Source organism: Pseudomonas sp. SORGH_AS_0211, assembly GCF_031453455.1.
In the GTDB taxonomy this organism is placed as follows: domain Bacteria; phylum Pseudomonadota; class Gammaproteobacteria; order Pseudomonadales; family Pseudomonadaceae; genus Chryseomonas; species Chryseomonas aestiva.
This window is the reverse complement of sequence record NZ_JAVIZV010000001.1, coordinates 180,649-197,696: the sequence shown is the minus strand read 5'-3', so window position 1 is coordinate 197,696 and position 17,048 is coordinate 180,649. Positions and strand designations below refer to the sequence as shown.

17 protein-coding genes and 1 pseudogene are annotated in these 17,048 nt (G+C 66.5%); 10 read left to right on the top strand and 8 right to left on the bottom strand.

The annotated features are described in order from the left end of the window. Positions 1 to 11: 11 nt before the first annotated feature. The 5 genes from QE393_RS00940 to pilG form a co-directional block, all read right to left on the bottom strand. Positions 12 to 860, bottom strand: coding sequence for a protein-glutamate O-methyltransferase CheR (locus tag QE393_RS00940; RefSeq protein WP_273810107.1), 849 nt, complete (start codon positions 858 to 860; stop codon positions 12 to 14). A 61-nt stretch (positions 861 to 921) separates the two neighbouring features. Next, positions 922 to 2,952: a methyl-accepting chemotaxis protein gene (locus QE393_RS00935; protein ID WP_273810108.1), complete on the bottom strand. Its 2,031-nt coding sequence runs from the start codon at positions 2,950 to 2,952 to the stop codon at positions 922 to 924. Positions 2,953 to 3,113: 161 nt separating this feature from the next. Further along, positions 3,114 to 3,650: a chemotaxis protein CheW gene (locus QE393_RS00930; protein ID WP_133861446.1), complete on the bottom strand. Its 537-nt coding sequence runs from the start codon at positions 3,648 to 3,650 to the stop codon at positions 3,114 to 3,116. A gap of 49 nt (positions 3,651 to 3,699) precedes the next feature. Next, positions 3,700 to 4,065, bottom strand: a complete 366-nt coding sequence (gene pilH, locus QE393_RS00925; protein WP_007161680.1) for a twitching motility response regulator PilH — start codon at positions 4,063 to 4,065, stop codon at positions 3,700 to 3,702. Positions 4,066 to 4,105: 40 nt separating this feature from the next. Further along, complete coding sequence (gene pilG / locus QE393_RS00920) at positions 4,106 to 4,513, bottom strand: twitching motility response regulator PilG (RefSeq protein WP_007161679.1); 408 nt, start codon at positions 4,511 to 4,513, stop codon at positions 4,106 to 4,108. A 222-nt stretch (positions 4,514 to 4,735) separates the two neighbouring features. On the opposite strand from pilG, the gene gshB reads away from it, so the two are divergent. The 7 genes from gshB to QE393_RS00885 all read left to right on the top strand — a co-directional run bounded on the left by gshB (position 4,736) and on the right by QE393_RS00885 (position 10,542). Continuing rightward, positions 4,736 to 5,686 (top strand): glutathione synthase, encoded by a 951-nt coding sequence (gene gshB, locus QE393_RS00915; RefSeq protein ID WP_310041642.1) that lies wholly within the window; start codon positions 4,736 to 4,738, stop codon positions 5,684 to 5,686. A 103-nt stretch (positions 5,687 to 5,789) separates the two neighbouring features. Beyond that, on the top strand, positions 5,790 to 6,668 hold the full coding sequence (locus tag QE393_RS00910; RefSeq protein ID WP_183633636.1) for an energy transducer TonB: 879 nt from the start codon (positions 5,790 to 5,792) through the stop codon (positions 6,666 to 6,668). A 55-nt stretch (positions 6,669 to 6,723) separates the two neighbouring features. After that, the gene (locus tag QE393_RS00905) at positions 6,724 to 7,293 is read left to right on the top strand and encodes a YqgE/AlgH family protein (protein WP_273810120.1); all 570 of its coding nucleotides are present in this window, start codon (positions 6,724 to 6,726) and stop codon (positions 7,291 to 7,293) included. Then, entirely contained in the window at positions 7,290 to 7,742 is a 453-nt protein-coding gene (gene ruvX / locus QE393_RS00900) for a Holliday junction resolvase RuvX (protein ID WP_007161675.1), read from the top strand. Before QE393_RS00905 ends, ruvX begins: the two co-directional genes overlap by 4 nt. Positions 7,743 to 7,744: 2 nt before the next feature. Beyond that, complete coding sequence (gene pyrR, locus QE393_RS00895) at positions 7,745 to 8,254, top strand: bifunctional pyr operon transcriptional regulator/uracil phosphoribosyltransferase PyrR (RefSeq protein WP_158893599.1); 510 nt, start codon at positions 7,745 to 7,747, stop codon at positions 8,252 to 8,254. A gap of 15 nt (positions 8,255 to 8,269) precedes the next feature. Continuing rightward, positions 8,270 to 9,268 carry an aspartate carbamoyltransferase catalytic subunit gene (locus QE393_RS00890; protein ID WP_158893597.1) on the top strand — a complete coding sequence of 333 codons (999 nt, stop codon included), beginning with the start codon at positions 8,270 to 8,272 and terminating at the stop codon, positions 9,266 to 9,268. After that, complete coding sequence (locus QE393_RS00885) at positions 9,265 to 10,542, top strand: dihydroorotase (RefSeq protein ID WP_273810123.1); 1,278 nt, start codon at positions 9,265 to 9,267, stop codon at positions 10,540 to 10,542. Before QE393_RS00890 ends, QE393_RS00885 begins: the two co-directional genes overlap by 4 nt. Positions 10,543 to 10,592: 50 nt before the next feature. Here QE393_RS00885 and QE393_RS00880 read toward each other — a convergent pair whose 3' ends face one another. Then, positions 10,593 to 10,997 carry a TM2 domain-containing protein gene (locus tag QE393_RS00880; RefSeq protein WP_007161671.1) on the bottom strand — a complete coding sequence of 135 codons (405 nt, stop codon included), beginning with the start codon at positions 10,995 to 10,997 and terminating at the stop codon, positions 10,593 to 10,595. A 434-nt stretch (positions 10,998 to 11,431) separates the two neighbouring features. Here QE393_RS00880 and QE393_RS00875 point away from each other — a divergent pair, with 434 nt between their 5' ends. The 3 genes from QE393_RS00875 to QE393_RS00865 all read left to right on the top strand — a co-directional run bounded on the left by QE393_RS00875 (position 11,432) and on the right by QE393_RS00865 (position 14,782). Continuing rightward, positions 11,432 to 11,989, top strand: a complete 558-nt coding sequence (locus QE393_RS00875) for a C40 family peptidase (RefSeq protein WP_133861455.1) — start codon at positions 11,432 to 11,434, stop codon at positions 11,987 to 11,989. A 132-nt stretch (positions 11,990 to 12,121) separates the two neighbouring features. Continuing rightward, complete coding sequence (locus tag QE393_RS00870) at positions 12,122 to 13,333, top strand: putative DNA modification/repair radical SAM protein (protein ID WP_017640984.1); 1,212 nt, start codon at positions 12,122 to 12,124, stop codon at positions 13,331 to 13,333. After that, positions 13,334 to 14,782, top strand: coding sequence for a UdgX family uracil-DNA binding protein (locus tag QE393_RS00865; RefSeq protein ID WP_310041639.1), 1,449 nt, complete (start codon positions 13,334 to 13,336; stop codon positions 14,780 to 14,782). Here the strand turns inward: QE393_RS00865 and QE393_RS00860 are convergent. Both QE393_RS00860 and pilT read right to left on the bottom strand, forming a co-directional pair. Next, positions 14,779 to 15,922 (bottom strand): annotated as a pseudogene (locus QE393_RS00860) (PilT/PilU family type 4a pilus ATPase). The gene QE393_RS00865 and the pseudogene QE393_RS00860 sit on opposite strands and share 4 nt — an antisense overlap. Beyond that, complete coding sequence (gene pilT / locus QE393_RS00855) at positions 15,922 to 16,956, bottom strand: type IV pilus twitching motility protein PilT (protein ID WP_007161666.1); 1,035 nt, start codon at positions 16,954 to 16,956, stop codon at positions 15,922 to 15,924. Before pilT ends, QE393_RS00860 begins: the two are co-directional and overlap by 1 nt. Between the last annotated feature and the right edge of the window lie 92 nt (positions 16,957 to 17,048).

Genomic DNA, 17,048 nt, shown 5'->3' with positions numbered 1-17,048 from the left:
CTCGGCTCCTGTCATGCCGGGGGGGCCAGCTGGCGGGTGAACGCCAGGACTTCGGGATGATCGACGGGTGTCAGTTGCGGGTGGCTCCAATTGCTCACCTCACCGACACCCAGGACCAAGAGCCCACCCGGTGCAAGCCGCTGGACCAGCTGGTTGAGCAGGTCTCGACGCAGCCAGCGGCGGAAATAAATCAGCAAGTTCTGACAAAAAATGACGTTGAGCCCCTGCAAGGGGGCCTGGCCCAGTTCCAGCACATTGAGCCGCGCAAAGCACAGTCGCTCCGCCAACCCGGCGGCAACGTCGAAGTTGCCGTCGCCGCGGGGACGAAAATACCGCTCGCGCAGGGCGGCCGGCACCCCGGCCAGCCGCTGCAGGCTGTAGGTACCCTGCCGCGCCTGGCGCAGGGCTTCGCTGCTGATGTCGGTACCGGTCAGGGCGAACGTCAGCGGGCGCGCCTGCCGCGTGAGCACTTCGGCGGTGCTGATGGCCATCGAAAAGGCTTCCTCGCCACTGGCACACCCCAGGCTCCAGAGGGTCAGGCTGTCGCCCTCGGCGGTCTTGGCGAACTCGTTCACATAGGTTTCCAGCAGTGCGAAGGACGGCGGATGGCGAAAGAAGCGGGTGGCCTGGATGGTCAGTCGATCGAGCAGCCGGACCCATTCGATGCGCCCGCCGATGCCTGCACAGACGACCTGGTAGTAGCTGTCGTAGTCCGCGATCGCCAGTTCGCGCATGCGCGCGGCCAGCTGGATCTGCAGAAAGCTGCGCTGGCGGTCGTCCAGCACCATGCCGGCGCGGGTTTCCAGCAGCTGTCGCCAACGCTCGAAGTCTGCATCCGGCAGCTCGGGAGCACGGCGCAACGCCCAACTCGACTCCCCCACGCCGTCTCCCCCTCGCCACACCGCGATGTGGCCGCTGTGTTCAGCCCAGCGGCTGCTCGTTCGGCAGATTGAAGCCCGAGACCGAGCGCCGCATCTCGCTGGCCAGCTTGGCCAGCTCGCCGATGCTGCGCGCGGTGGCGGTGGTACCGGTCGAGGTCTGCGATGTGATCTCCTGAATCACGTTCATGGTGCTGGAGATGTGGCTGGCGGACGAGGACTGCTGGCGCGCGGCGTTGGAGATGTTCTGGATCAGCCCGGCCAGGCTCTGGGAAACCTTCTCGATCTCTTCCAGGGCCACACCGGCGTCCTGGGCCAGGGCGGCCCCGCGCACCACTTCCGAGGTGGTCTGCTCCATGGAGATGACCGCTTCGTTGGTGTCGGTCTGGATCGCCTTGACCAGGGCCTCGATCTGCTTGGTGGCTCCCGAGGAACGCTCGGCGAGGCGCTGGACCTCGTCGGCGACCACGGCGAAGCCGCGGCCGGCGTCACCGGCCATGGAGGCCTGGATGGCGGCGTTCAGGGCCAGGATGTTGGTCTGGTCGGCGATGTCGTTGATCAGGCCGACGATGTCACCGATCTCCTGGGACGATTCGCCCAGGCGCTTGATCCGCTTGGCGGTGTCCTGGATCTGCTCGCGAATGCTGTCCATGCCGATGATGGTGTTGTGCACCACCTGGTTGCCCTTGTTGGCGATGGCCACGGAGCGCTCCGCCACCGCGGTGGATTCGGAGGCGTTGGTGGATACCTGGTCGATGGACACGGCCATCTCGTTGATCGCCGCGGAAGCCCCGGCGATTTCCTGGGCCTGGTGTTCCGAGGCCTCGGCCAGCACCGTGGCGGTGTCCTGGGACTCCTGGGCGGCGGCGGCCACCTGGACGGCGGTCTGGTTGATGGTTTCCACCAGTTCGCGCAGCTGGTCGATGGAGTAGTTGATGGAGTCGGCGATGGCGCCGGTGAAGTCTTCGGTCACCGTGGCCTGCACGGTCAGGTCACCGTCGGCCAGGTCGGCGATCTCGTCCAGCAGGCGCAGAATGGCGGTCTGGTTGCGCTGGTTCTTCTCGTCGGTCTCGGCCAGGCGGCGGCGGGTGTCGCGGACCAGGATATAGCCGATGCAGAGGATCGCGCCGAGGGCGATGAACACCAGCAGATAGCTGCCCACGGTGTTGATCTTGCGACTCTGGGCCAGGGAGGCATAGCTGCCACTGAGGTCGGAGGCGGAACCGAGCAGCGCCTGGGAGCCGCGATAGATCAGGCCCACGGCGGAACGGATCTGCAGCAGCTCGGGCGAGGTGGCGAGAATCTCGTCGACGTTGCCGGAGACGAATTCGAACAGCTTGTTGGCTTCGTTGAGTCGGCCCACCGCCTCGGGGTCGGTGATCTTGGCGATGCCCATGGAGGCATTGCCTTCGCGCATGGCCTTGAGCACCCGGCCGAACAGGCTGGCGTCGCGGCCAAAGCTGTCGGCGGCCTGCACGGCGGCTTCGTCGCCGGTGAGGATCTTGTTGATGGCACCGAGGATCCGCTCGGCGAGCAGCGCCTGACGCTGGGCCACCACCACCTGACTGGCGGGCGCGCCGCGCTCGATCAGGATGTCGACGATCTCTTCGTTCTCGACCTGCAACTGGGGAATGGTGTCGGCCAAGGCGCCGGACAGCTGGTGCAGGGACAGTACGGTCTGCTCGCTGCCGAGCATGGTGTCGACCTGCTTGCGCTGGGTATCCCACTGGGATTCCAGGGTATCCAGGCGCGGGCCGAGGATCGCCGGCGAAGGCGGCAGGCCGGTCTGCGGGTCACCGCTGCGCAGGATGTTCAGGCGGCGCTCGAACTCGGCACGGGCCTGACGCAGGTCCTTGAAGGCCTCGGCCTTGCCGGTGGCGGCCTCACTGGCGCTCTTGGCCAGCTGCTGCGAGAGGATGCGCAGCTCGGTGGCCTGGCCCTGGTACTGGTTGTCGTAGTTGGTCTGGGTGCCCAGGTACGCGAAGTTGGCGAACAGCAGCACGATCGCGACGATCAGCACCACGAACATGCCCGCGACCCACGCGTTGAGTTTCCCGGTATTGAGTTTGTTCATCAGCGGCCCCCGCCTGGACCTTGGTTCCTTTAGTTCTATCCTTGTCGGACGCCGGACCGGTTCGCTTGAAGCCGGTGCTCGGTGCCCTACCCCCACCCGTCGGCGACGGCTCCTGCCATCCCGACCCCGATCCGCCTTGCAGCGTCCGGACGTCTGGCGACCTAGGCCGCGACGTCCATGAACTCGGGATGCTCGACCAAGGCGCGCGGGCTGCAGACCAGCCAGGGCACGTCGCGTTGGAAGACCCCTTCCAGAAAGAAGTGCAGGCCCGACGGCACGCTGTCGGCGTGCTCGCGATAGGCCTCGATGTCGAAATGCTGCATCCCCAGGACTTCGTCAACCGCCAATCCGACGAAGAGGTCGCCATGGTCGACGATCAGGATCCGCCGCTGTTTGCGCAGGGCCTGGATCTTCACGCCGAGGAATTGCCCCAGGTCGGCGATCGGCAGCAGGCGACCGCGCACGTTGGCCACGCCCTTGAGCCATGGCTTGACGCCGGGCAAGGCGGTGAAACGCGGCTCCGGCAGGATCTCGCTGACCTCGCCCATGGGAATCACGAAGCGCAATTCACCGAGGCGAAAACCGATGCCACTCCAGCTGCGCTGGTTTTCCTGTTGCGCCGGCAGACCGGCTGCCCGCTCGCGGCAGCGCAGATCGATCAGGCGCAAGAGCTCGTAGGGCGTGGTGGCGTCGCTCATAGGATTCCCTGCCCAGTGGGGCGCTGCCGCGAGAAACGGACGAAAGACCTCAGCCTTGCAGGACACCCGCCAGGGTGCGCAGCAGGGTGTCTTCGTCGATGGGCTTGGTGAGGTAGTCCTTGGCGCCCTGGCGCTTGCCCCAGACCTTGTCAGTTTCCTGGTCCTTGGTGGTGACGATAACCACCGGAATATGGCTGGTCTCGGCATCCTTGGTCAGCTGCCGGGTCGCCTGGAAGCCGTTGAGGCCGGGCATGACGATATCCATCAGGACCGCGTCCGGCTTCTCCTGGCGGGCCAGGGCGACGCCGTCGGCGCCGTTCTCGGCCTTGAGCACCTGATGACCATGCTTTTCCAGCATGGCGGTGAGCTTGTACATCTCGGTGGGAGAGTCGTCGACGATCAGAATTCGAGCCATGAAAATTTCCTACTAGATAGAATCGCCCGCCTCAGGACACTCAGGACGCTTGTTCGAGCGGAGTGAAACTGGGGACGTGGGTCTTGATCGCACCGATCAGCTCTTCTTTGCTGAAGGGTTTGGTGAGGTACTGGTCAGAGCCGACGATGCGGCCCTTGGCCTTGTCGAAGAGTCCGTCACGGGAGGAGAGCATGATGACGGGCGTCGCGCGGAAGGCGCTGTTGTTCTTGATCAGCGCGCAGGTCTGATAGCCATCCAGTCGCGGCATCATGATGTCCACGAAGATGATGTGGGGATGACTATCGGCGATCTTGGCGAGCGCATCGAATCCATCGATGGCAGTGATGACCTCGCAGCCAACTTTCTTGAGCAGGGTCTCGGCGGTCCGACGAATCGTCTTCGAGTCGTCGATCACCATGACCTTCAGCCCTTCCGAATACTGTTCCATGTTCAAGCTACCAGCTCATCGTCGATGCAACGTGAATGATGTCGATCCGGGCACTTTGGCGGCGCCTCTTTGTAGCACACAATACCGTGACGTACCACGCAGATCCCCTGGTGGCGGACCACCGGCCCGCCCGCCACGACGATCGCGCAAGCATTGGCACTGAAGGGGATCGAAGGGCTATCCTCTGACGCCTCGCCCACGTAGAACCGAGGTCTAGCGTCAATGAGCATCCGTCTGGGGATCGTCATGGATCCCATCGAACGCATCTCCTATAAGAAGGACAGCTCCATGGCCATGCTGTGGGCGGCCAAGGCGCGCGGCTGGAGCCTGCACTATTTCGAGATGCAGGACCTGTACCAGGTCGATGGCGAGGCCCGCGGCCGTGGCCGGCAGCTGGACGTGTTCCAGGATCCGGAGCGGTGGTTCGCCTTTGGCGAAGACGTCGACCTGCCCCTGCGCGAGCTGGACGTGATCCTGATGCGCAAGGATCCGCCCTTCGACAACGAATTCGTCTATGCCACCTACCTGCTGGAGCAGGCCGAGCGTGGCGGCACCCTGGTGGTCAACCGTCCCGCCAGCCTGCGCGACTGCAACGAGAAGTTCTTCGCCACCCTGTTTCCCGAGCTGGCGCCGCCGACCCTGGTCAGCCGTCGCGCCGACATCATCCGCGAATTCGCCCGCACCCACGGCGACGTCATCCTCAAGCCGCTGGACGGCATGGGCGGCAGCTCGGTGTTCCGTCACCGCGAAGGCGATCCCAACCTCTCGGTGATCCTCGAGACCCTGACCGCCCACGGTACCCAGCAGATCATCGCCCAGCGCTATCTGCCCGGCATCAAGGACGGTGACAAGCGCATCCTGATGATCGACGGCGTACCCGTGGACTATTGCCTGGCGCGCATTCCGGCCCAGGGCGAGACCCGCGGCAACCTGGCCGCCGGTGGCCGCGGCGTCGCCCAGCCGCTGTCGGCACGGGATCGCGAGATCGCCGCGACGGTGGGCCCGGAATTGCGCAGGCGCGGCCTGCTCTTCGTCGGTCTGGACGTGATCGGCGAGCACCTGACCGAGATCAACGTCACCAGCCCGACCTGCATCCGCGAGATCGATGCGGCCTACGACACCCGCATCGCCGAGCGTCTGATGGACGTGATCGCGCAGCAACGCGCGGGCTGAGGCGCGCGTCCATGCCGCCCGTGGCGGCATGGACAACCGCGGACACAATCCGCAGACTGGCGCCAGCCCTGCCGCGCGTCCTCTGCCCTTGCCGACCCAGTCAATGCCCAGCACCGCCTCCTCCCCCGCCGCCCAGGTTCGTCCCGCCGACCGCCTGGGCTTCACGCTGCTCATCGCGACCCTGCTGCACGTCGTGCTGATTCTCGGCGTCGGCTTCTCGCTGCCCGAGCCTACCCAGATCAGTCGCACCCTGGAGGTGACGCTGGCCAGCTTCAAGAGCGACGAGGCACCCAAGCAGGCCGACTTCCTCGCCCAGGAAAACCAGCAGGGCAGCGGTACGCTGGACAAGGCGGCAGCGCCGAGCACCCCGGTGCAGGCGCCCTTCCACGACAGCGAGATCCGCCAGGCCGCGCCCCCGGCTCGCCCGCCGGCGGCGGATCGCGCCCAGGCGCCCAAGGCCGCGGTGACCACCCGCGCCGCGCGCCCCACCAAGGCCGAACCCAGTCGCGAAACGCCGGAGCGGGAGCAGCGCGATGCGCCCAGCCCCGAGTCCGACAGCCAGGCCGCCGAACTCGCCAGCCTGGAAGCCCAACTCGCCGAGGAGCGCCAGCAATATGCCAAGCGGCCGAAGATCTGGCGGATCAACGCCGCCTCGACGCAAAAGGACAAGGGCGCCCGCTACAAGGAAGAATGGCGGCGCAAGATCGAACGCATCGGCAATCTCAACTACCCCGAGCAGGCCAAGCGCGACCGGCTCTACGGCAGCCTGCGTCTGCTGGTGGCCATCAACAAGGACGGCTCGCTCTACGAGGTCCAGGTTCTGGAATCCTCGGGACGCCCGGTACTCGATCAGGCGGCGCTGCGCATCGTCCGGCTGGCGGCGCCCTTCGCCCCCTTCAGCGGCGACCTGGCCGACATCGACCGGCTGGAGATCATCCGCACCTGGCGCTTCGAGCGTGGCGACCGCCTGTCCAGTCAATAGTCCGGGACGCCGTTGGACTTGAAGCCGGACCGCGCAACCGGGAAACTTGCCGGTCATGAAGCCGACCTCCAGCACCACCCTACAGCACCAGCTCCTGATCGCCATGCCGCAGATGGACGATCCCAATTTCGCCGAGACGGTGATCTACCTCGTCGACCACGGTCCGGATGGCGCCATGGGCCTGGTGATCAACCGCCCCAATGGCCTGCACCTGGACGACCTGCTCGAACAGCTGCGTCCCGAGATACCGGCCACCCAGGAAGATGCCCGGGTCGAGCTCTATGCCGGCGGCCCGGTACAGACCGATCGCGGCTTCGTGCTGCACGACGCCGGCCCGGTGTTCCAGAACACCCTGGAACTCAAAGCCCTCAGCCTGACCACCTCGCCGGACGTGCTCTTCGCCCTCTCCGACGGCAACGGCCCGACTCGCCACCTGATCACCCTGGGCTACAGCGGCTGGGGGCCCGGCCAACTGGAAGAAGAACTGGCCGCCAATCTCTGGCTCACCACCCCGGCCACCAGCGCCCTGCTGTTCGAGACGCCGAGCGAGCAGCGCCTCGGCGCGGCCGCCGCCCTGCTGGGGGTCGACCTGCGCCTGCTCTCGCGCCAGGCGGGTCACGCATGAGTGCGCCCAGCGGTCTCTATCTGGGCTTCGACTACGGCACCCGACAGATCGGCGTCGCCGTCGGCCAGGCCGTGACCGGCCAGGCCCGTGAACTGCTCACCCTCAAGGCGCAGAACGGCGTACCCGACTGGCAGCAGATCCAGCGCCTGCTGGACGAGTGGCGTCCCACCGCCCTGGTGGTCGGTCTGCCACTGAACATGGACGGCACGCCCAGCGAGATGAGCGAGCGCGCCGAACGTTTCGCCCGCCGCCTGCAGGGGCGCTACGGCCTGCCCGTGCATACCCATGACGAGCGCCTCACCACCTATGCCGCCAAGGGCGAGCGCCTGCAGGGCGGTCAGCGCGACGGTTATCGCGAACGCCCGGTGGACGCCCTCGCCGCCGCCCTCCTCCTGGAAGGCTGGCTGACCCAACAACTGGAACGGGCCGCGCGCCCGCAATCGGAGTAGCCATGCACCTGCCCTCTCCCGCCGAGCTCCTGCCGCGGCTGGCCGCCGACCTACGTCTGTCGCTGGATCGCCGTGGCATCACCGATCCCGGCTTCGTCGGCATCCACACCGGCGGCCTTTGGGTCGCCGAGGCCCTGCTGGCCGAACTCGGCCTGGACACCCCGCTGGGCAGCCTGGACGTCTCCTTCTACCGCGACGACTTCACCCAGAAGGGCCTGCACCCGCAGGTGCGCCCCTCGGCCCTGCCGTTCGAGATCGACGGTCGCCACCTGGTGCTGGTGGACGATGTGCTGATGAGCGGTCGCACCGTGCGCGCGGCGCTCAACGAACTCTTCGACTATGGCCGTCCCGCCAGTGTGACCCTGGTCTGCCTGCTGGACGTCAATGCCCGCGAATTACCGATCCAGCCCGACGTGGTGGGCGCCACCCTGAGCCTGGCCCCCACCCAGCGCGTCAAGCTGACCGGCCCCTCGCCGCTCGCCCTCGAATACCGCGACGTCCCCGCCGCCTGACTTGGATTCGCTGCCATGACCGACGCTACGCGCTCGCTGCAACTCAACGCCCAGGGCCAATTGCGCCATTTCCTGTCACTCGACGACCTGCCTGCCGAACTCCTCACCGAATTGCTCGATACCGCCGACTCCTTTCTGGAGGTCGGTGCCCGGGCGGTGAAGAAGGTGCCACTGCTGCGCGGCAAGACCGTGTGCAACGTCTTCTTCGAGAATTCGACCCGCACCCGCACGACCTTCGAACTGGCCGCCAAGCGACTGTCGGCGGACGTCATCACCCTCAACGTCTCCACCTCTTCCACCAGCAAGGGCGAGACGCTGTTCGACACCCTGCGCAACCTGGAAGCCATGGCCGCCGACATGTTCGTGGTGCGCCACGCCGATTCCGGCGCCGCCCACTTCATCGCCGAGCACGTCTGCCCGGATGTGGCCATCATCAACGGTGGTGACGGCCGCCATGCGCACCCCACCCAGGGCATGCTCGACATGCTGACCATCCGCCGCCACAAGGGCGACTTCGCCAACCTCTCGGTGGCCATCGTCGGCGACATCCTGCACTCCCGGGTCGCCCGCTCCGACATGCTGGCGCTGCGCACCCTGGGCTGCCGCGACATCCGCGTGGTCGCGCCGCGCACCCTGCTGCCGGTCGGCCTCGAAGAGCTCTATGGCGTGCGCACCTGCACCGACCTGGCCGAGGGCCTGGAAGGGGTGGACGTAGTGATCATGCTGCGCCTGCAGCGCGAGCGCATGCAGGGCGGCCTGCTGCCCAGCGAGGGCGAGTACTACCGGCTGTTCGGCCTGACCCGCCAGCGCCTGGCCCGCGCCAAGCCCGATGCCATCGTCATGCACCCCGGCCCGATCAACCGCGGCGTGGAGATCGAATCGGCGGTCGCCGATGGCGAGCAATCGGTCATCCTGAACCAGGTCACCTACGGCATCGCGGTCCGCATGGCGGTGCTGTCGATGACCATGAGCGGGCAGACGGCCCAGCGTCAGCTACAGGAGAATGCGCAGTGAGCCTGAGCATCCGCAATGCCCGGGTGATCGACCCGGCCACCGGTCTCGACCAGATCGGCGATGTCCATGTCGACCAGGGCCGCATCCTGGCCCTCGGTGAAGCGCCCCAGGGCTTCCAGGCCGACGAGCAGCTGGACGCCAGCGGCCTGATCCTGGCCCCCGGCCTGGTCGACCTGGATGTCGCCCTGTGCGAACCGGGCCTGACCCGCAAGGGCAATGTCGACAGCGAAACCCGCGCCGCCGCGGCCGGAGGCGTCACCAGCCTGTGCTGCCCGCCCACCACCCGTCCGGTGCTGGACACCACCGCGGTAGCCGAACTCATCCTCGACCGGGCGCGCACCGCCGATCACGCCCGCGTCTACCCTATCGGCGCCCTGACCAAGGGCCTGGCCGGCGAGCAGCTGTCGGAGCTGATGGCCTTGCGCGACGCCGGTTGCGTGGCCTTTACCAACGGCCTGCAGCCCTTCGAGAATCTACGGGTACAGCGGCGCGCGCTGGAATATGCCGCCACCTTCGACCTCACCGTGGTCTTTACCGCCCTCGACGCGGATCTGGCCCATGGCGGCCTCGCCCATGAAGGCCCCACCGCCAGTTTCCTGGGGCTCACCGGGATCCCGGAGACCGCGGAGACCATCGCCCTGTCCCGCGATCTGCTGCTGGTGGAACAGAGCGGCGTACGCGCCCACTTCGGGCAGCTGACCAGTGCCCGTGCGGTGGAGATGATCGCCGCCGCCCAGGCCCGTGGCCTGCCGGTGACCGCCGATGTGGCGCTCTACCAGCTGCTGCTCACCGACGAGGCGCTGCAGGGCTTTTCCAGCCTCTACCACGTCAAGCCGCCGCTGCGTACCGCGCGTGATCGCGACGCCCTGAGAGCCGGGGTGTGCGACGGCGTGATCGGTGCCATCTCCAGCCACCACCAGCCCCATGAGGCCGATGCCAAGCTGGCCCCCTTCGCCGCCACCGAGCCGGGCATCAGCAGTGTCGAACTGCTGCTGCCACTGGCCCTGACGCTGGTGGAAGACGGCCTGCTGGATCTGCCGACCCTGCTGGCCCGCCTGACCCATGGTCCGGCCCGGGCCCTGCGCCTCGACGCGGGCCGTCTGGCCAAGGACCTGCCAGCCGACCTGGTGCTGTTCGCCCAGAAGCCGACCGCCCAGGCCGCGACGCCCTGGCTGTCCCGCGGGCGCAACTGCCCCTTCCGCGACCTCACCCTGGCGGGACGCGTCGAGCGCACCCTGGTAGGTGGCCGCACCACCTACCGGCGTGACGCCTGAATAGAAGAAGGGGCTCCGCGGAGCCCCTTCTTCTTGCCGTTCAACCGAACCTAGCGCACCAGCCGCCGGCGGTTCTCTTCGGAGATCTGCGAGTTGAGCGTCCAGAAGTCGTAGAGCACGCCCAGCAGGAAGAAACCCGCCGTAAAGAAATAGAGGATGGCGGTGATCCACTTGCCCAGGTAGAGACGGTGGACGCCGAAGATGCCGAGAAAGGTCAGCAGGATCCAGCCGAGACTGTAGTTGAGGGAGCCGGACTGGAAGCGCAGATCCGCCTCGCGATCCATGGCCGGGATCAGGAACAGATCGATCAGCCAGCCGATGCCCAGCAGGCCCAGGGTGCAGAACCAGATCGTGCCGGTGACTGGCTTGCCATAGTAGAAGCGATGGGCGCCGAGAAAACCGAAGATCCACAGCAGATAGCCCATGACCTTGCTGTGAGTGTCCTGATACCGCATGCCTACGACCTCGCGACTTAAGGAAAAGACCCGCCTTACCTACACCCTTACCTTCACCGTGACTTTATGTCGAAAACTGGATGAATGCCCAGGGAGTCTCACTGGTTGGCGCTCAAGGGACCTCACTTTCCGCTAAAAATTACATAATTTCTTGATGAGAGGTGCACAAAATATCCACAGGGTTGGTATAGAATCCCTCGCTTCGATCTTCAGACACCCCTACGACAATGCGTTTATTTCTTCTGACATGGCTCTCCGCCTGTCTTGTACTGCCAGCGGCGGTGCAAGCGAAAGAGAACTCTGCAGCGCGCACTGCCGCTCCGGTCCACAAGGTCGCAGCCCGGCATGTCACCGCCGCTTCAGCTCCCAAGACCGCCGCCCGGCACGCCTCCGCTGCTCCCGCGCCCAAGGCCGCCGCTCGCCGCGTCGCGAAGGTGGATCCTACCCAGGCAGCCTCCGCCGCCCGCGCCAAGCACGCCGCCCGCGCCACCAGCGCCCTGCACCGTAAGCAGGCCACCGCCCAGGCCGCCACCCGCAATGTCGGTGCCCAGGTCGCGACCCGCGCCATGGACCTGGTCGGTACGCCCTATCGCTTCGGCGGTACCAATCCGCAAAACGGCCTGGATTGCAGCGGCCTGGTGAACTACGTCTATCGCGACGTACACAACGTCAAGCTGCCGCGTACCTCCCGTGAGCTGTCCCAGCTCAAGGGCCCCAAGGTCGCTCGTGGCGATCTCAAGGCCGGCGACCTGGTGTTCTTCAAGACCGGTCAGCGCAGCGGCATCGATCACGTCGCCATCTATCTGGGCAACGATCGGTTCGTCCATGCCCCGCGCAGTGGCGAGAGCGTGCGCGTCGACCACCTGAGCAAGCCCTACTGGACCAAGAGGTTCGCGTCGGCCAAGCGCGTGCTGCAGCAGCCCAACACTCTGGCGGCGGAAACCGATCCCGTCGCGGACAAGCCGCGTACCAAGCGTACCCGCAAGTCCTGATCCCTCCCCTCGCTCCGCCGGGTCGCTACCGCCCGGCGGAGTGTCGCTCCACTCGGCGCCGCCCGGCGCAAAGCCATTGAACGACGCTCCGCTTCCTGGATACTGTATGCAATCACAGTCCAGGAGATCTCGATGGAGCTCGCCGACAAGCTGATCATTCTCGCCGATGCCGCCAAGTACGACGTGTCCTGCGCCAGCAGCGGCGCGCCCAAACGCAGCTCGAAGGGCAAGGACGGCCTGGGCTCGACCGATGGCATGGGCATCTGCCACAGCTTCACCCCCGATGGGCGCTGCGTGGCGCTGCTCAAGGTGCTGCTGACCAACTTCTGCCAGTACGACTGCCAGTACTGCGTCAATCGTCGCAGCAGCAACGTGCCGCGGGCGCGCTTCACGCCCGAGGAAGTGGTGCAGCTGACCCTCGACTTCTACCGGCGCAATGTCATCAGCGGACTGTTCCTCAGCTCCGGCATCATCCGCTCCTCCAACTACACCATGGAGCAGATGACCCGGGTGGCCCAGCTGTTGCGCGAACAGCACCAGTTCCGCGGCTACATCCACCTCAAGACCATTCCCGATGCCGATCCCGAGATCATCGCCCAGGCGGGTCTCTATGCCGATCGCCTGTCGGTGAACATCGAGCTGCCCACCGAGAGCAGCCTGATCAAGCTGGCGCCGGAAAAGAACGGCAGCAGCATCCGCAAGACCATGGGCAACATCCGCCTGGGGCTGGAGGAAGCCGAGGCCGAAGCCAAGGCACCACGCTTCGCGCCGGCCGGCCAGAGCACCCAGATGATCGTGGGTGCCGATGCCACCGACGACCGCACCATCCTCGACACCGCCCAGACGCTCTATGGCGCCTATCGCCTCAAGCGCGTCTACTACTCGGCCTTCAGCCCCATTCCGGAAAGCCCGGGCACGGTGCCGCTGCAACCGCCGCCGCTGCTGCGCGAGCACCGCCTGTACCAGGCCGACTTCCTCATGCGTGGCTATGGCTTCCAGGCGGAGGAGTTGCCTACCGAAGATGGCCAGCTGCCGCTGGACGTGGACCCCAAGCTGGCCTGGGCGCTGCATAACCGGGCCATCTTCCCGCTGGATCTCAATCGGGCGGACCAGGCGCTGATCGCCCGGGTGCCCGGCATCGGCGTGCTCTCGGCCAAGCGGCTGGTGGAGCTCAGGCGCGAGCGGCGCATCCGCTACGCCGACCTGATCCGCCTGAAATGCAGCGTGGAGAAGGCACGGCCCTTCATCATCACCCAGGACTATCGCCCGCAACCGCGCCTGGCCGAGTCCCTCGACCTGCGCCGGCAACTCGCCGAACCGCCCGCTCAGCTCGCCCTGCTCTAGATGCAGAGAGTCGACTTCGACGGCACCTTCGCCGGCTGGCGCAAGGAAGCGCGCCGGTTGCTCCAGGCGGGTATCGCCCCGGCCCAGGTGAGCTGGCAGGAGAGTCGTGGGCTGGGCGATCTGTTCGACGAACCGGTCGAGGCGGTGGCTCCCCCACCCAACGGCACCGTGCGCATCCCGCCGCAACTGGCAGAAGCCTTGACCTACGCTGCCTGCTTTCGCAGCGATGATCGCTGGGCACTGCTCTACCAGGTGCTCTGGCGGGTCGCGCGGGGGGAACGTGCGGCCATGCTGGCCGGTGACGAGGATGGCAGCGAATTGCAGCGCCGGGTCAAGGCGATTCGCCGCGAGATCCACCATGTACATGCCTTCCTGCGTTTTCGGCCGCGTGCGGAAAGCGCGGGGCCGCCGGCCTGGGTGGCCTGGCACCAGCCGGCCCACGACGTCCTGGCCCTGGCGGCGCCACATTTCTGCGACCGCATGGGTAATAGCAGCTGGCTGATCGCGACCCCCGAGGCCGCCGCGCTTTGGGATGGCGAGGCGTTGCAACTGGTGGAGCCCTGCCCCGGCGAGTTGCAGCAGCTGGCGCGGCAGACGCCGGAAGACGATGACCGCAATGCCGGCGATGAACTCTGGCGCGCCTATTACCGCAGCACCTTCAATCCGGCGCGGGCCAATCTGCGCACCCTGAGGGGCAACATGCCGGCGCGCTTCTGGAAGGATCTGCCGGAGGGACCGCTGATCCCGGCGCTGCTCAGCGAGGCCCGAGCCGGCGCCCAGCGCCTGGCCCAGGCCGAGGCCGTGGGCCGCCAGAGCGGCCGTGAGGTGCTGATCGCCGCCGAGCGCGCTCAGCCGGAACGGCCGCTGCCTACCACCCTCGACGAGTGCCGCCGCTGCGAGCTGTGGGAAAAGGCCACCCAGCCGGTGGCCGGCGAAGGCCCGCGCACGGCGCGCATCCTGCTGCTGGGCGAGCAGCCCGGTGATCAGGAAGACCTGGCGGGTCGCCCCTTCGTCGGACCGGCCGGGCAGGTGCTGATGGCGGCGCTGGCCGAAGCCGGCCTCGAACGCAGCCAGGTCTTTCTCACCAACGCGGTCAAGCACTTCAAGTGGATCCCCCAGGGCCGGAGACGCAAGCACGTCACCCCGGGACCGGAGATCGCCCCCTGCCGCTACTGGCTGGAGCAGGAACTGCGCGACATCCAGCCGATCGTGGTGGTGGCCCTGGGCTCCACCGCCCTGGAAGCCCTGCTCAAGCGCAAGCCACGGGGCCTGGCGCAATTCATGGGCCGACCGTTGCGGCTGGACGAGCGCTGGATCATTGCCACCTATCACCCCTCCTACATCCTGCGCACCCCGGACGCCGAGCAGCAGGCACAGGCGCGCCAGGCCCTGGTGGCAGCCCTGCGCGAGGCGCGGACCTTGGCAGCGGAGAACGAAGGGGGGGTCTAGCGGAAGCGCTTGGGCGGATCGTCGCCCATGTCCACCGAGAGATTACGGGTGGTCTGATTGAGGTGATCGGCATCCGTCTCCGACCCCAGCTTGATCATCAGCCGCAGGTCGTTGGCGGAATCGGCGTGGGCCAGGGCCGCTTCGTAGCTGATCTCACCGTCACGATAGAGGCTGTAGAGCGACTGGTCGAAGGTCTGCATGCCCAGTTCGCCGGACTTTTTCATCAGCGCCTTGAGTTCATGCACCTCGCCCTTGCGGATCAGGTCGGCTACCAGCGGGGTGTTGAGCAGCACCTCGATCACCGCGCGGCGGCCCTGGCCATCGGTGGTGGGTACCAGCTGCTGAGCGACGATGCCCTTGAGGTTGAGCGACAGGTCCATCCAGGTCTGGCCGTGCCGATCGGCCGGGAAGAAGTGGATGATGCGATCCAGCGCCTGGTTGGCATTGTTGGCGTGCAGGGTGGCCAGGCACAGGTGACCGGTCTCGGCGAAGGCCAGGGCGTGCTCCATGGTGTCGCGGCTACGGATCTCGCCGATCATGATGACGTCCGGTGCCTGGCGCAGGGTGTTCTTCAGCGCCACCTCGAAGGACTCGGTGTCGATGCCCACCTCGCGCTGGGTGACGATGCAGCCCTGGTGCTGGTGGATGTATTCGATGGGGTCCTCGATGGAGATGATGTGCCCCGCCGAGTTCTTGTTGCGGTGGCCGATCATGGCCGCCAGCGAGGTGGACTTGCCGGTGCCGGTGGCGCCGACGAAGATCACCAGGCCACGCTTGGTCATGGCCAGCTTCTTGATGATCTCCGGCAGGCGCAGCTGCTCGACCGTGGGGATGTTCACCTCGATGCGGCGCAGCACCATGCCCACCAGGTTGCGCTGATAGAAGGCGCTGACCCGGAAACGGCCGATGCCGCGGGGCGCTGATGGCGAAGTTGCACTCGCGCTTCTGCTGGAATTCCTGGCGCTGCTCGTCGTTCATCACCCCCAGCACGATGGCTCGGCACTGATCCGGCGTGAGCGAATCCTTGGTGACCGGCGTCATGCGGCCGTTGATCTTCATCGAAGGGGGCACGCCGGTGGTGATGAAGAGGTCGGACGCCCCCTTGTCCACCATCAGCTGCAGGAACCTGTCGAAATCCATCAGAAGTTCTCCGGCGTCTTGGCCTTCTCGCGGGCCGCGTCGCGGCTGATCAGCCCCTTGGCCAGGAGCGCCTTGAGGCACATGTCCAGGGTTTGCATGCCCAGGCCGCCACCGGTCTGGATCGAGGAATACATCTGCGCCACCTTGTCCTCGCGGATCAGGTTACGGATGGCCGGGGTGCCGATCATGATCTCGTGAGCCGCCACCCGGCCGCCGCCGACCTTCTTCAGCAGGGTCTGGGAGACCACCGCCTGCAGGGATTCGGACAGCATGGAGCGCACCATGGATTTTTCTTCCGCCGGAAAGACGTCCACCACCCGGTCGATGGTCTTGGCCGCCGAGGTGGTGTGCAGGGTGCCGAACACCAGGTGCCCGGTCTCGGCCGCGGTCAGCGCCAGGCGGATGGTCTCCAGGTCGCGCAGCTCGCCGACCAGGATGATGTCCGGGTCCTCGCGGAGCGCCGAGCGCAGGGCCTCGGAGAAGCCCAGGGTGTCGCGATGCACCTCGCGCTGGTTGACCAGGCACTTCTTGGATTCGTGGACGAATTCGATGGGGTCCTCGATGGTGAGGATGTGGTGGTACTTGGTGTTGTTGAGGTAGTCGAGCATGGCCGCCAGGGTGGTGGACTTGCCCGAACCGGTCGGCCCGGTCACCAGCACCAGCCCGCGCGGAACGTCGGTGATCTTCTTGAACACCTCGCCCATGCCCAGCTCTTCCATGCTCAGCACCTTGGAAGGGATGGTCCGGAACACCGCGCCGGCGCCGCGATTCTGGTTGAAGGCATTGACCCGGAAGCGCGCCACGCCCGGCACCTCGAAGGAGAAGTCGGTCTCCAGGAATTCCTCGAAGTCCTTGCGCTGCTTGTCGTTCATGATGTCGTAGATCAGCGCGTGCACCTGCTTGTGCTCGAAGGCCGGCAGGTTGATGCGGCGCACGTCGCCGTCGACGCGGATCATCGGCGGCAGGCCGGCGGACAGGTGCAGGTCGGAGGCGCCTTGCCGCGCGGAAAAGGCCAGCAATTCGGTGATATCCATGGGACTCCCAGATGTCGAGCAAGCAGGTAGAATGCCGCGCAGCACTGGCGGTCTGACCTGGTCACCGCCACTCACTCATCCGGTACGCCGAG

Bases quoted from the DNA above. Each gene is read 5' to 3' on its own strand.
- pyrR (WP_158893599.1), top strand. From the start codon at position 7,745: ATGCACCTGCCCTCTCCCGCCGAGCTCCTGCCGCGGCTGGCCGCCGAC.
- pilG (WP_007161679.1), bottom strand. From the start codon at position 4,513: ATGGAACAGTATTCGGAAGGGCTGAAGGTCATGGTGATCGACGACTCG.
- ruvX (WP_007161675.1), top strand. From the start codon at position 7,290: ATGAGTGCGCCCAGCGGTCTCTATCTGGGCTTCGACTACGGCACCCGA.
- pilH (WP_007161680.1), bottom strand. From the start codon at position 4,065: ATGGCTCGAATTCTGATCGTCGACGACTCTCCCACCGAGATGTACAAG.
- QE393_RS00905 (WP_273810120.1), top strand. From the start codon at position 6,724: ATGAAGCCGACCTCCAGCACCACCCTACAGCACCAGCTCCTGATCGCC.
- QE393_RS00930 (WP_133861446.1), bottom strand. From the start codon at position 3,650: ATGAGCGACGCCACCACGCCCTACGAGCTCTTGCGCCTGATCGATCTG.
- QE393_RS00865 (WP_310041639.1), top strand. From the start codon at position 13,334: ATGCAGAGAGTCGACTTCGACGGCACCTTCGCCGGCTGGCGCAAGGAA.
- pilT (WP_007161666.1), bottom strand. From the start codon at position 16,956: ATGGATATCACCGAATTGCTGGCCTTTTCCGCGCGGCAAGGCGCCTCC.
- QE393_RS00935 (WP_273810108.1), bottom strand. From the start codon at position 2,952: ATGAACAAACTCAATACCGGGAAACTCAACGCGTGGGTCGCGGGCATG.
- QE393_RS00890 (WP_158893597.1), top strand. From the start codon at position 8,270: ATGACCGACGCTACGCGCTCGCTGCAACTCAACGCCCAGGGCCAATTG.
- QE393_RS00910 (WP_183633636.1), top strand. From the start codon at position 5,790: ATGCCCAGCACCGCCTCCTCCCCCGCCGCCCAGGTTCGTCCCGCCGAC.
- gshB (WP_310041642.1), top strand. From the start codon at position 4,736: ATGAGCATCCGTCTGGGGATCGTCATGGATCCCATCGAACGCATCTCC.
- QE393_RS00870 (WP_017640984.1), top strand. From the start codon at position 12,122: ATGGAGCTCGCCGACAAGCTGATCATTCTCGCCGATGCCGCCAAGTAC.
- QE393_RS00880 (WP_007161671.1), bottom strand. From the start codon at position 10,997: ATGCGGTATCAGGACACTCACAGCAAGGTCATGGGCTATCTGCTGTGG.